Below are 12,503 nucleotides of genomic sequence, written 5' to 3'. Positions count from 1 at the left end.
CGACCGTGCGCGCGCCCGCGGCCTCGACCCTGCGGCGCAGCTCGCGGTCGGCCGTGACCACCGCGCAGGGCCGGCCCGCGGCCCCGGCCGCCAGCTCCGCGATGAGGTCGTCCCCGCTGCCCCGGGCCTCCGCGATCCGTACGCCGGGCACGGCGGCGACCCCGCGCGCCGCGCCCTCCAGCACCAGCACGATCTCCAGCGGTCCCGGCGCCTCGCGGACGCCGTCGGCCGCGTACCGCGCCAGCCGGTCCCGCAGCCGCTCGGCGGCCCCGCGCCGGTCGCGCCACCAGCCGTCGGGCACGGAGCCGACGACATTCGCGCCGTCGACGATCAGCAGGGTGGTTTCCGGGCTCTGTGCGCTCATCGGCGCCGAGCCTATCGGCGCGGAGCGGAAGGGGCCGTACGGGAGTGTGTCCCGTACGGCCCCTGTGGTGTGCCCGCCGTCGGGCGGGAGCGCCCGTGTTACGCGGGGACGCTCGCCACTCCCGGGGCGAGGAACGGCTTGCCGTTCACCCGCTCGGAGACGCCCTCACGGTCCAGATACGGGGTGATGCCGCCGAGGTGGAAGGGCCAGCCCGCGCCCGTGATCAGACAGAGGTCGACGTCCTGGGCCTCCGCCACGACGCCCTCCGCCAGCATCAGCCCGATCTCCTCGGCCACCGCGTCCAGCACCCGGGCCCGGGTCTGCTCCTCGGTGAGGACCGTGTCGCCCTGCTTGAGGAGGGCGGCGACCTCCGGGTCCAGCTCCGGCCGGCCGGAGTCGTACACATAGAAGCCGCGCTTGCCCGCCTTCACCACCGCGGCCAGGTTCTCCGAGACCGTGAAACGGTCCGGGAAGGCGCGGTGGAGGGTCTCGGAGACATGCAGACCGATGGCGGGGCCCACCAGCTCCAGCAGCACCAGCGGGGACATCGGCAGACCCAGCGGCTCGACGGCCCGCTCGGCCACGTCCACCGGGGTGCCCTCGTCGATGACGTTCTGGATCTCGCCCATGAAGCGGGTCAGGATCCGGTTGACGACGAACGCCGGGGCGTCCTTCACCAGGACGGCGGTCTTCTTGAGCTTCTTCGCCACCGCGAAGGCCGTGGCCAGGGAGGCGTCGTCGGTCCGCTCGCCCCGGACGATCTCCAGCAGCGGCAGGATCGCCACCGGGTTGAAGAAGTGGAAGCCGACGACCCGCTCGGGGTTCTTCAGCTTCGACGCCATCTCGGTGACCGAGAGCGAGGAGGTGTTGGTGGCCAGGACGGCGTGCGCCGGGACGACGGCCTCCACCTCGGCGAACACCTGCTGCTTGACGCCGATCTCCTCGAAGACGGCCTCGATGACGAAGTCGGCGTCGAAGAAGCCCTCCGCCTTGTCCAGCACTCCGGTGACCAGGGCCTTCAGACGATTGGCCTTGTCCTGGTTGATCCGGCCCTTGCCGAGGAGCTTGTCGATCTCGGCGTGGACATAGCCCACGCCCTTGTCGATCCGCTCCTGGTCGATGTCGGTCAGCACCACCGGCACTTCGAGGCGGCGCAGGAACAGCAGCGCCAGCTGGGAGGCCATCAGACCCGCGCCCACCACACCGACCTTGGTCACCGGGCGGGCCAGGCTCCGGTCCGGTGCGCCCGCCGGGCGCTTGCCGCGCTTCTGCACCAGATTGAAGGCGTAGATGCCGCTGCGCAGCTCGCCGCCCATGATCAGATCGGCCAGCGCCCGGTCCTCGGCGTCGAAACCGGCCTGGACGTCGCCGTCCTCGGCGGCGGCGATGATGTCCAGCGCCCGGTAGGCGGCCGGGGCCGCGCCGTGCACCTTGGAGTCGGCGATGAACCTGCCCCGGGCCACGGCCGCGGCCCAGGCGTCACCGCGCTCGATCTCCGCGCGCTCGACGCGGGTCGTGCCATTGAGGACGGCCGCGGTCCACGCCAGCGACTGCTCCAGGAAGTCCGCGCCGTCGAAGATCGCGTCGGCGATCCCGAGGTCGAACACCTGCGCGCCCTTGAGCTGGCGGTTCTGGTTCAGCGAGTTCTCGATGATGACCGTGACGGCCCGGTCCGCGCCGATCAGGTTCGGCAGCAGCGCACAGCCGCCCCAGCCGGGGACCAGACCGAGGAAGACCTCGGGCAGCGAGAAGGCCGGGATGGCCCGGGAGACCGTACGGTACGAGCAGTGCAGGCCGACCTCGACGCCGCCGCCCATCGCCGCGCCGTTGTAGTACGCGAAGGTCGGCACCGCCAGCGCGCTCAGCCGCTTGAAGACGTCGTGGCCGCCCTTGCCGATGGCCAGCGCCTGGTCATGGGTGCGCAGCAGCTCCACACCCTTGAGGTCCGCGCCCACGGCGAAGATGAACGGCTTGCCGGTGAGGCCGACGCCGGTGATCGAGCCCTCGGCCGCCTCCTTCTCCACCTGGTCGATCGCCGCGTTCAGACGGGCCAGCGACTGGGGGCCGAAGGTGGTCGGCTTGGTGTGGTCCAGGCCGTTGTCCAGCGTGATCAGGGCGAAGCGGCCGGCCCCGGCGGGGAGGTCGAGATGGCGCACATGGGCGCTGGTGACGACCTCGTCGGGGAACAGCCCGGCCGCGTCCTTGAGGAGTTCTGCGGTGCTCACTTGTCGCCTCCGTCGAAGTGCGGGTTCTCCCAGATGACCGTCGCGCCCATGCCGAAGCCGACGCACATGGTGGTCACTCCGTAGCGGACCTCGGGCTGCTCCTCGAACTGGCGGGCCAGCTGGGTCATCAGCCGTACGCCGGAGGAGGCCAGCGGGTGGCCGTACGCGATGGCCCCGCCGTACTGGTTGACGCGCGGGTCGTCGTCGGCGATGCCGTAGTGCTCCAGGAAGGCCAGCACCTGGACGGCGAATGCCTCGTTGATCTCGAAGAGGCCGATGTCCCCGATGGAGAGACCGGCCTTGGCGAGCGCCTTCTCGGTGGCCGGGATGGGGCCGTACCCCATCACCTCGGGCTCGACGCCGGCGTACGCGTAGGACACCAGCCGCATCCTGACCGGGAGGCCGTGCTCACGGGCGAAGTCCTCGGAGGCGATGAGGGACGCGGTGGCGCCGTCGTTGAGCCCCGCCGCGTTGCCCGCGGTGACCCGGCCGTGCGGACGGAAGGGGGTCTTCAGGCCCGCGAGGCTCTCCCGCGTGGTGCCGGGGCGCATCGGCTCGTCCTGGGTGGCCAGACCCCAGCCGGTCTCGCCGCCCTCGGGGCTGGTGCGCCGGACGGAGACCGGGACCAGATCCTGCTGGATCTTGCCGTCGGCGTACGCCTTGGCCGCCTTCTCCTGGGAGCGGACGGCGTATTCGTCGGCGCGCTCCTTGGTGATGGCGGGGTAGCGGTCGTGGAGGTTCTCCGCGGTCATGCCCATGAACAGGGCCGACTCGTCCACGAGCTTCTCGCTGACGAAGCGGGGGTTGGGATCGACGCCCTCGCCCATGGGGTGGCGGCCCATGTGCTCCACACCGCCGGCCACGACGGCGTCGTACGCGCCGAAGGCGATGGAGCCCGCGGTGGTGGTGACGGCGGTCATCGCGCCCGCGCACATGCGGTCGATGGAGTAGCCGGGGACGGACTGCGGCAGCCCGGCGAGGATGCCGGCCGTGCGGCCGAGGGTCAGACCCTGGTCGCCGATCTGGGTGGTGGCGGCGATGGCGACCTCGTCGATGAGGGCGGGGTCGAGTCCGGGGTTGCGGCGCAGCAGCTCGCGGACGGCCTTGACGATGAGATCGTCGGCCCGGGTCTCGTGGTAGATGCCCTTCGGGCCCGCCTTGCCGAACGGGGTGCGGACGCCGTCGACGAAGACGACATCCCTGACGGTACGAGGCACGATGGCTCTCCTCCAGGGTGCGAGGTTGCACTGCTGCGGGGCACACGCCCTAAGCGCGCGCTTGCTGCCCCTCATGCTACTTACGGGTAACCATCGTGCACAGTCCCGTGCGGCCAAGCGGTGAAGGTCACACGCGGGGGCGGGATTTCGGCGGCTGGGATGTGTCGTGCTCGTCCGCCCCGGCGTGCCGGACCCTCGCTCGCGGTGTGTCCGGGCGGCTGGGCGGGGCCGGGGTCCGGGACTTTCGGCCGGTCTGGGCAGGGGTGGACAGGACTGGGCAGGGGTGGACAGGACTGGGCAGGACTGGACAGGAATAGGCAGGAGCGGACTGTTCGCTCTGTTTCGCGGTGATTATGTTGTTGCGAAAACCTCGGCGCTCTCTTGCATGGGTTCCGCACCTCCTTTCCTTTATGCGTCCACGCCGATGAAAGCCGTTCGCGCAGGGGGCCTGATATTTCGCTTGAGCAGGTGCCGTATGCATGCTTAGATTGAAATGAGTTCCGGGTGTTGGGGGGTGAGGCATGAGGAAATATATTGCGTCAGTCGGTGTTGCTTTTCTGGTTCTGACGGGTTGTTCGACGGGCGGATCGAGCTCGGAGACAGCTTCCAAGCCGCGCGTGCCGACTCTGCTGAAAAGCGTGGATCTGAGGCTTCCGCTGGAGGATTATCTCTTCTCGGACGCGGAGCGGATGCAGCTGGATGAAGGCAGGGCCGCGCTGATCAATAAATGCCTTCGGCGTTTTGAAATGAGAGATGATTTCAAGCTCCCAGGGATGCCGCCCGGGCCTCGTAGCCTGATGGACCGCCGGTACGGGCTGACGGACGAGGCGGCGGCCAGGGTGTACGGATATCACCTCCGTGATGATCCGCGCGGCCGGCCCGCCACTTCGCCGCCCGAGGCCGAGACCGCTGCGGAGAAGAAGCGCCTGGCGGTTCTCCAGGGTGCGGACGGGGCGAAGTCCGGTGGCGGGCGGGTGCTCAGGGTCAAGGGGATGCCTGTCCCGGCGGGTGGCTGTGTCGGCGAGGCGGACCGGGAGATCGCCGGGAAGGACCAGCCCGGACCGGGTGAGCTGGCCCGGGGCGCCAATTTCCAGACCTTCGACATCTCCAAGCGCGACCCGCGTGTCACGGAGGTGTTCAAGGAGTGGTCGGAGTGCATGGAAAAAGCAGGGCACTCGTACCCCGACCCGCTGACCGCGATGAGCGACTCCGGATTCCAGGGGAAGTCGTCCACGCGGGCAGAGCGAAAGGCGGCGGTCGCCGATGTCGATTGTAAGCGGCAGACGAATCTCATCGGCGTATGGTTCACCGTCGAGACTTCTGTGCAGAAAGAACTGATCAGGCAGAAGAAGTCGGATTTCTCTTCGGCGCTCAAGGCGAAGAAGAGTCAGCTCGCCAAGGCTGCCGCCGCCTCCGGTGATCGGTGAATGAGGCGGGAAGTCCGAGTCTGCCGGTATCGGATGGTCAGTGCTTATTTATGTTACGACAACAACGTAAAGGATGGCGAAAAATGAAGAAGCGTATCACTTCCTTCGTCGCTGCGGCCTTCGGCGCCGCGCTGCTCGTTCCGGTGACGGCGACCGCGGCGGAAGCGGTCGCTTGCCCGTCGAGCGAGTTCTGCCTCTACTACAACTCCGGTCTCGGTGGCTCCCACTTCGTGGCGCCCGGCGATGTCCCCGACCTCGCGGGGTACCGGTTCACGAGCTCCGGGGCGGGCCAGGGCCAGGCCGTCAAGAACAACGCCGCATCGGCCCACAACAAGACGCACTGCAATGCGACGGTGTACTTCAACTCCAACTACGGCGGTCCCTCGGACACCTTCGGATACATGAATTCCGGCAACCTGGTGAACACCTACAACGAGAACGCTTCGGTCCGCTTCGCGACCTTCTGCGGCTGACCGGCTGACCGGCTGTTCGACCGACCGGCTCGCGCCCGGGGAGTGAACCCCGGGCGCGAGCCGGTTCGCGCCGGCAGGGCGCCCCGGACGCGCTGGCGCGGGGGCGGAGACCGGGCCCGTCAGGCGTTCGCCGCGAGGGCGGCGGTCAGCAGGGGGGCCACCAGGGAGATCTGCCAGGGGCGGGCCCCCAGGGCGGCCAGCGCCGACGACACCGCCTCCACCGTGCGCTCCGCGGGCGGCTCCCAGCACACCCGCCGCACCGTGTCCGGCGTGATCAGATTCTCCTGCGGCAGATTGAGCTCCTCCGCCAGCTCCGACACCGCGGCCCGCGCCGCCGACAGCCGGGCGGCTGCCGCCGGGTCCTTGTCCGCCCAGGCCCTCGGCGGCGGCGGACCGTTCAGCGGCTGGCCCGGCTGGGGCAGCTCCGCGTCCGGCAGGGCCTTCGCCCGGTCGACCGCCGACTGCCACTGCTCCAGCTGCCGCCGCCCCATCCGGTGGCCGAACCCGGGGAGCGCGGAGAGCGCCTGCACATGCGCGGGCACCGCGAGCGCCGCCTCGACGATCGCGCCGTCGCTCAGCACCTTCCCCGGCGAGACGTCACGCCGCTGCGCGATCCGGTCGCGGGCCTCCCACAGCTCCCGGACGACCGCCATCTGCCGGCGCCGCCGCACCTTGTGCATCCCGGACGTGCGCCGCCAGGGGTCTTTGCGCGGGGGAGCGGGCGGCGCGGCGACGATCGCGTCGAACTCCTGCCGGGCCCACTCCAGCTTCCCCTGCCGGTCGAGCTCCTTCTCCAGCGCGTCGCGCAGATCGACCAGCAGCTCCACATCGAGCGCGGCGTACCGCAGCCAGGGCTCCGGCAGCGGGCGGGTGGACCAGTCCACGGCGGAGTGGCCCTTCTCCAGCGCGTACCCGAGGACGGACTCGACCATCGCGCCGAGGCCGACACGGGGGAATCCGGCGAGCCGGCCGGCCAGCTCGGTGTCGAAGAGGCTGGTGGGGATCATGCCTATTTCCCGCAGGCACGGGAGGTCCTGGGTGGCGGCGTGCAGAATCCACTCGACGCCCGAGAGGGCCTCGCCGAGTCCGGAGAGATCGGGGCAGCCCACAGGGTCGATCAGGGCGCTGCCCGCGCCCTCGCGGCGCAGCTGGACGAGGTAGGCGCGCTGGCCGTAGCGGTACCCGGAGGCCCTCTCGGCGTCCACGGCCACCGGGCCGCTGCCCGCCGCGAAAGCGGCGATCACCGCGGCGAGGCCGTCGGCGTCCGCGACCACCGGGGGAACCCCCTCACGCGGCTCCAGCAGCGGAATCGGAGCCTCTTCGGCTGCGACGCCGGCGTCCGGGGGAGCGCCCCCGGCGGTTCGCAGTGCGGTCTCTGCTGCGGTGTCTTGGGCGTCGGTCACGTGTCAAGGGTATCGGTGAACGGAGCGCGCCTGTCGACGGAACGTTCCGTCGACAGGCGCGCGGGGGGTCGGCAGCGGTCAGTGGATGATGCCGGTACGCAGTGCCACCGCGACCATTCCGGCGCGGTCGCCCGTGCCGAGCTTGCGCGCGATCCGGGCGAGATGACTTTTCACGGTGAGGGCCGAGAGGCCCATCGAGACGCCGATGGCCTTGTTCGACTGGCCCTCCGCGACCAGTCGCAGCACCTCGACCTCACGGCCGGAGAGCTCTCGGTAGCCACCCGGGTGGCTCGGGGCGCCCGGGGGACGGCGGTGGCCGAGCCGAGCCGCCGCGGAGCCGACGGGGGCGCCGGGACGGGTCGGGTGCCCGATGTTGGTACGCGTACCGGTCACGACATAGCCCTTGACGCCGCCCGCGAGCGCGTTGCGCACGGCGCCGATGTCGTCCGCCGCGGACAGGGCGAGGCCGTTGGGCCAGCCCGCGGCACGGGTTTCGGAGAGCAGGGTCAGCCCGGAACCGTCGGGCAGGTGGACGTCGGCAACGCAGATGTCGCGCGGGTTGCCGACGCGGGGACGGGCCTCCGCGATGGACGACGCCTCGATGACGTCCCGCACTCCCAGTGCCCACAGATGGCGGGTCACGGTGGAGCGGACGCGCGGGTCGGCCACGACGACCATGGCCGTCGGCTTGTTCGGGCGGTAGGCGACCAGGCTTGCGGGCTGCTCGAGAAGAACGGACACCAGGCCTCCTGGGGAAGGTGCGGGACGGGCCGGCTCGGGGATGAAGCCGGGGGCGAACCGATCAGTTAGGGTCACTGACCTCTTCGGCACCAAACGTGATCGCCTTTAGAGAAAGATCACGATTTAGTGAGTGATAATTGGTGCAATTCGGACGAATGATCGATCATCCTACGAACGAGCTGACGGACTGTTACCGATGAGACGGCGGCCGGGGCCCCTCCGGGGGAGCGCGGCGTCCGGCACGGCGCTTGAGGCGCGCGCCGGTCTCCCCTCCGTGTAACCGGACCCCTCGGGTAAGCCGAACCCCCATATACCGGACGCGCCCCGGACTGTGCCGCCGAAGCCCCGTCCGCCCGGAGTGCCCTGGCACGCACGCTCTAGCGGTGCTGCGGCCCCCGCCGCTGCGGCAGCGACACCACCCCCGGCGCGGCGTCCCCCGCGCCGGACCCCGCCGGCGGCAGCCCGGCGACCTGTGAGAGCAGATCGCACCAGGCCATCAGATGCGCACCCGTGTCCGGCGCCCCGCCCGCGGACTCCTCCGGCGTCCAGGACGCCCGGATCTCGATCTGGGTCGCCGGCCGCCGCTCGGCGAGTCCACCGAAATAGTGAGACCCCGCACGGGTGACGGTCCCGCTCGGCTCCCCGTACGACAGTCCCCGTGCCTCCAGCGCGCCCGTCAGCCAGGACCAGCACACCTCCGGCAGCAGCGGATCCGCCGCCATCTCCGGCTCCAGCTCGGCGCGGACCAGCGTCACCAGCCGGAAGCCGCCCTGCCATGCCTCGTGCCCCGCCGGATCGTGCAGCAGCACCAGCCGCCCGTCCGCGAGATCCTCCTCCCCGTCGACGACCGCAGCCTCCAGGGCGTACGCGTACGGGGCGAGCCGCTGCGGCGGACGCGACGGCTCGATCTCGATCTCGGGACGCAGCTGCGCGGACCGCAGCGCTTCGACCGCGACCCGGAACGCGCGTGGGACCGTATCGCCCTCTGCACCGTCCTCGTCGTCAGCACCGCCGGAATGATCAGGATGATCGGAAAAGTGTCCCTGAGCCGCAGCCATGCGGGGAAGAGTAGGCGGAACGGAGCCCGGGCGCAGGGAAGGACACCCGGGGCGGACCGCGGCTTCTCGCGTCCGTGCGAAGATTTGGGGCGTGACCGCCAACGACCGCCCCCTGGGCCGCCCCTCGGGCCAGCAGCCGAAGCCGTATGAATCCGCCTTCCTGAAGGCGTGCAGGCGTGAGCCGGTACCGCATACACCGGTCTGGTTCATGCGGCAGGCGGGCCGCTCGCTGCCCGAGTACCTCAAGGTGCGCGAAGGCATTCCGATGCTGGAGTCCTGTATGCGGCCCGAGCTGGTCAAGGAGATCACGCTCCAGCCCGTACGGCGGCACGGCGTCGACGCGGCGATCTTCTTCAGCGACATCGTGGTGCCGCTCAAGGCCATCGGGATCGATCTCGACATCAAGCCGGGCGTCGGACCGGTCGTCGCGGAGCCGATCCGCACCCGCGCCGATCTGCACCGGCTGCGCGACCTCACCCCCGAGGACGTCTGGTACGTCACCGAGGCGATGGGGCTGCTCACCGACGAGCTGGGGACCACCCCGCTGATCGGATTCGCGGGCGCTCCCTTCACCCTGGCCAGCTATCTCGTCGAGGGCGGCCCCTCCCGCAACCATGAGCACACCAAGGCGCTGATGTACGGCGACCCGCAGCTCTGGGCGGATCTGCTGGACCGGCTCGCGGAGATCACCTCCGCCTTCCTGAAGGTGCAGATCGAGGCCGGGGCGAGCGCGGTCCAGCTCTTCGACTCCTGGGTGGGGGCGCTCGCCCCCGCCGACTACCGCCGCTCGGTGATGCCCGCCTCGGCGAAGGTGTTCTCCTCGGTGGCCTCCTACGGGGTGCCGCGCATCCACTTCGGCGTGGGCACCGGAGAGCTCCTCGGGCTGATGGGCGAGGCGGGCGCGGACGTCGTCGGCGTCGACTGGCGGGTCCCGCTGGACGAGGCCGCGCGCCGGGTGGGGCCGGGCAAGGCGCTCCAGGGCAACCTGGACCCGGCCGTCCTCTTCTCCAGCCGTGAGGCCGTCGAGACCAAGGCCGCCGAGGTGCTGGCGGCTGCGGCGGACCTGGAGGGCCATGTCTTCAACCTGGGCCATGGAGTGCTGCCCACGACGGACCCGGACGCGCTGACCCGCCTGGTGGCGTACGTCCACGAGCACACGGCCCGCTGAGTCGTACCGCGATCCCCGGGGCCCAGCCCCGGGGATCCACTCGTCAGTCGGCCGCCCGCACCGCCGCGACCGCCTTGCGGGCCGCGACCAGCACCGGATCCCACACCGGCGAGAACGGCGGGGCGTAGCCGAGGTCCAGCGCCGTCATCTGCTCCACCGTCATCCCCGCCGTCAGCGCCACCGCCGCGACGTCCACCCGCTTCGCCGCGCCCTCCCGGCCCACGATCTGGACCCCGAGCAGCCGTCCCGAACGCCGCTCCGCCAGCATCTTCACCGTCATCACCCCCGGCTCGGGGTAGTACCCCGCCCGGCTCGTCGACTCGATCACGGCGGTCACGTACCGCAGCCCCACCGCCGCCGCGTCCTTCTCGCGCAGACCGGTACGGGCGATCTCCAGGTCGCACACCTTGCTGACGGCCGTGCCGACCACCCCGGGGAAGGTGCCGTAACCGCCGCCCACATTCGCGCCGATCACCTGGCCGTGCTTATTGGCGTGCGTGCCCAGCGGAACATGGCGCTCACGGCCCGAGACCAGATCGAGCACCTCCACACAGTCCCCGCCCGCCCAGATGTTCCCGTGGCCGCGCACCCGCATCGACAGATCGGTCAGCAGCCCCCCGTACACCCCCAGCGGCAGCCCGGCCTCCCGGGCGAGCGCCGTCTCCGGCTCCACGCCCATCCCGAGGACGACCACGTCCGCCGGATACTCGGCGTCCCCCGTCGCCACCGCGCGGACCCGGCCGTCCGCGTCCGTGCGGATCGCGGTGACCCGGGCCCCGTTCACCGTGGTGATCCCCAGACCGTCCATCGCCGTATGGACCAGCCGGCCCATATCCGGATCGAGCGTCGCCATCGGCTGCTCACCGCGGTTGAGCACCGTCACCTCGAAACCCCGGTTGAGCAGCGCCTCCGCCATCTCCACCCCGATATAGCCCGCGCCGATCACCACCGCCCGCCTGCCCGCCGTGGCGGTCAGGGCCGTCAGCAGGGCCTGGCCGTCGTCCAGCGTCTGGACGCCATGGACCCCCGCCGCGTCGATGCCCGGCAGCGGCGGGCGCACCGGCCGCGCGCCGGTCGCGACGACCAGCTTGTCGTAGCCGGTCCAGGTCTCGCCGCCGGTCTCCGGATCGCGGGAGCGCACCCGCCCGCCCGCGACGTCGATCTCCGTGACCTCGGTGCGCATCCGCAGATCGATCGCGCGCTCACGGTGCTCCCCGGGCGTCCGTGCGATCAGCGCGTCCCGCTCCGGGACCTGCCCGCCGACCCAGTACGGAATGCCGCACGCCGAGAACGAGCTGAAGTGGCCGCGCTCGAACGCGACGATCTCCAGCTCGTCCGGGCCCTTGAGCCTGCGCGCCTGCGACGCGGCGGACATCCCCGCCGCGTCGCCCCCGATGACCACCAGTCGCTCCACTGTCATGGGGCCACGCTACGGCGTGTGATCCACGGAGCCCCGGGGAGTGTCCTCAGCTCCCCTCGGGCCCGGCTGTGGGGCCGTGCGCGGGCGCCGGAGCGGGCGCCGCCGCCGTACGTGAGCGCAGCCGGGGCCGTACCAGCCGGCGCCACAGCACATAGCCCAGCCCCAGCACTGCGGCGAACGGGGCCGCCGCGCCGATCGCCACCGCGATCCAGCCGGCCGTGGCCGTCAGCGCCCGCCAGCCGCCGCCGACCGCGTCCAGAAAGCCCGGGCCGTCGTCGTCGGACTTCCCGGCCTTCTCCGGCGCGGGCTCGGAGAGGGTGACGGTGATGGTCGCCAGCGACGTACGGTCCTTCAGCGACTCCTGCCGGGCGAGCAGCGCCTCCAGCTCCGACTGCCGGCTGCTCAGCTCGCCCTCCAGCGTGACCACGTCGGAGAGCTTCTCCGCCCGGTCCATCAGCTCCCGCACCCGGGCCACGCTCGCGCGCTGGCTGGAGATACGGCTCCGCACATCGACGACCTGATCCGTGACGTCCTTGGCGTCCGACGCGCGCTCCAGCAGCTTCCCGGCGCCCGCGAGTTCGGCGAGCACCTCGTCGTACCGCTCCTGCGGCACGCGCACCACCACCGTCGAGGTCATCCGGCCGCCGCCGAGGCGCTCGGTGCGCTCATCGGCCAGATGCCCGCCCGCGTCCACCGCCGTCCCGCGGACCGCGACCAGGGCCTTCGACACGCTCGCGACCCGCACCGACAGCTCCGCCGTGCGGATGACATGGGCCCCGGTCAGCGCCGACGCCGTATCCGGCGCGGGCTTCCCACTGCCCTTGCCCGCGGCGGCCTCCCGGGGGCCGGTACCCGGCTTCCGCTCCTGGTACGCCCCGGAGACGCTCGTGTCCTGCGCCGCCGCCCCGCTCTCGTCCTTTGCGTCCGAACCGCCGGCGCTACAGCCCGCGACGGCGAGCGAGGAGATCAGCATCAGTGCGGTGAACGTGCGTCGAGCACGCATATCG

11 protein-coding genes are annotated in these 12,503 nt (G+C 71.3%); 3 read left to right on the top strand and 8 right to left on the bottom strand.

What is annotated here, in order from left to right:
* The 3 genes from FF041_RS19630 to FF041_RS19620 all read right to left on the bottom strand — a co-directional run.
* On the bottom strand, window positions 1–364 hold a 364-nt coding region (locus FF041_RS19630), incomplete at its 3' end, for a PIN domain-containing protein (protein WP_153524034.1).
* Window positions 365–462: 98 nt separating this feature from the next.
* A complete protein-coding gene (locus tag FF041_RS19625) occupies window positions 463–2,589 on the bottom strand; it encodes a 3-hydroxyacyl-CoA dehydrogenase NAD-binding domain-containing protein (RefSeq protein WP_323392191.1) in 2,127 nt (708 codons plus the stop codon).
* Window positions 2,586–3,806 carry a thiolase family protein gene (locus tag FF041_RS19620; RefSeq protein ID WP_323392189.1) on the bottom strand — a complete coding sequence of 407 codons (1,221 nt, stop codon included), beginning with the start codon at window positions 3,804–3,806 and terminating at the stop codon, window positions 2,586–2,588. The genes FF041_RS19625 and FF041_RS19620 overlap by 4 nt, the downstream gene beginning before the upstream one ends.
* A 617-nt stretch (window positions 3,807–4,423) precedes the next feature.
* Between FF041_RS19620 and FF041_RS19615 the strand changes: the two genes are divergently transcribed.
* Together FF041_RS19615 and FF041_RS19610 are read left to right on the top strand one after the other, a co-directional pair.
* Window positions 4,424–5,233, top strand: coding sequence for a hypothetical protein (locus tag FF041_RS19615; protein ID WP_228388396.1), 810 nt, complete (start codon window positions 4,424–4,426; stop codon window positions 5,231–5,233).
* An 83-nt stretch (window positions 5,234–5,316) separates the two neighbouring features.
* Entirely contained in the window at window positions 5,317–5,706 is a 390-nt protein-coding gene (locus FF041_RS19610) for a peptidase inhibitor family I36 protein (protein ID WP_153524011.1), read from the top strand.
* 119 nt (window positions 5,707–5,825) lie between these two features.
* Here the strand turns inward: FF041_RS19610 and FF041_RS19605 are convergent, their stop codons facing one another.
* The 3 genes from FF041_RS19605 to FF041_RS19595 form a co-directional block, all read right to left on the bottom strand.
* The gene (locus FF041_RS19605) at window positions 5,826–7,109 is read right to left on the bottom strand and encodes a ribonuclease D (RefSeq protein ID WP_323392187.1); all 1,284 of its coding nucleotides are present in this window, start codon (window positions 7,107–7,109) and stop codon (window positions 5,826–5,828) included.
* Window positions 7,110–7,187: 78 nt separating this feature from the next.
* Complete coding sequence (locus FF041_RS19600; protein ID WP_323371186.1) at window positions 7,188–7,850, bottom strand: helix-turn-helix transcriptional regulator; 663 nt, start codon at window positions 7,848–7,850, stop codon at window positions 7,188–7,190.
* 377 nt (window positions 7,851–8,227) lie between these two features.
* On the bottom strand, window positions 8,228–8,908 hold the full coding sequence (locus tag FF041_RS19595) for a DUF3000 domain-containing protein (RefSeq protein ID WP_153524010.1): 681 nt from the start codon (window positions 8,906–8,908) through the stop codon (window positions 8,228–8,230).
* A gap of 91 nt (window positions 8,909–8,999) precedes the next feature.
* Here FF041_RS19595 and hemE point away from each other — a divergent pair, with 91 nt between their 5' ends.
* A complete protein-coding gene (hemE, locus tag FF041_RS19590; protein ID WP_323371185.1) occupies window positions 9,000–10,076 on the top strand; it encodes a uroporphyrinogen decarboxylase in 1,077 nt (358 codons plus the stop codon).
* Window positions 10,077–10,119: 43 nt separating this feature from the next.
* Here the strand turns inward: hemE and FF041_RS19585 are convergent, their stop codons facing one another.
* Together FF041_RS19585 and FF041_RS19580 are read right to left on the bottom strand one after the other, a co-directional pair.
* On the bottom strand, window positions 10,120–11,496 hold the full coding sequence (locus tag FF041_RS19585; RefSeq protein WP_153524009.1) for an FAD-dependent oxidoreductase: 1,377 nt from the start codon (window positions 11,494–11,496) through the stop codon (window positions 10,120–10,122).
* Window positions 11,497–11,542: 46 nt separating this feature from the next.
* On the bottom strand, window positions 11,543–12,499 hold the full coding sequence (locus tag FF041_RS19580) for a DUF4349 domain-containing protein (RefSeq protein ID WP_153524008.1): 957 nt from the start codon (window positions 12,497–12,499) through the stop codon (window positions 11,543–11,545).
* Window positions 12,500–12,503 lie beyond the last annotated feature (4 nt).

This window comes from Streptomyces jumonjinensis (assembly GCF_009600885.1).
In the GTDB taxonomy this organism is placed as follows: Bacteria; Actinomycetota; Actinomycetes; order Streptomycetales; family Streptomycetaceae; genus Streptomyces; species Streptomyces jumonjinensis.
Note: the sequence above shows the minus strand (reverse complement) of the source record. Positions and strands in the feature narration are given on the sequence as shown.

Bases quoted from the DNA above. Each gene is read 5' to 3' on its own strand.
- FF041_RS19595 (WP_153524010.1), bottom strand. From the start codon at position 8,908: ATGGCTGCGGCTCAGGGACACTTTTCCGATCATCCTGATCATTCCGGC.
- FF041_RS19610 (WP_153524011.1), top strand. From the start codon at position 5,317: ATGAAGAAGCGTATCACTTCCTTCGTCGCTGCGGCCTTCGGCGCCGCG.
- FF041_RS19580 (WP_153524008.1), bottom strand. From the start codon at position 12,499: ATGCGTGCTCGACGCACGTTCACCGCACTGATGCTGATCTCCTCGCTC.
- FF041_RS19585 (WP_153524009.1), bottom strand. From the start codon at position 11,496: ATGACAGTGGAGCGACTGGTGGTCATCGGGGGCGACGCGGCGGGGATG.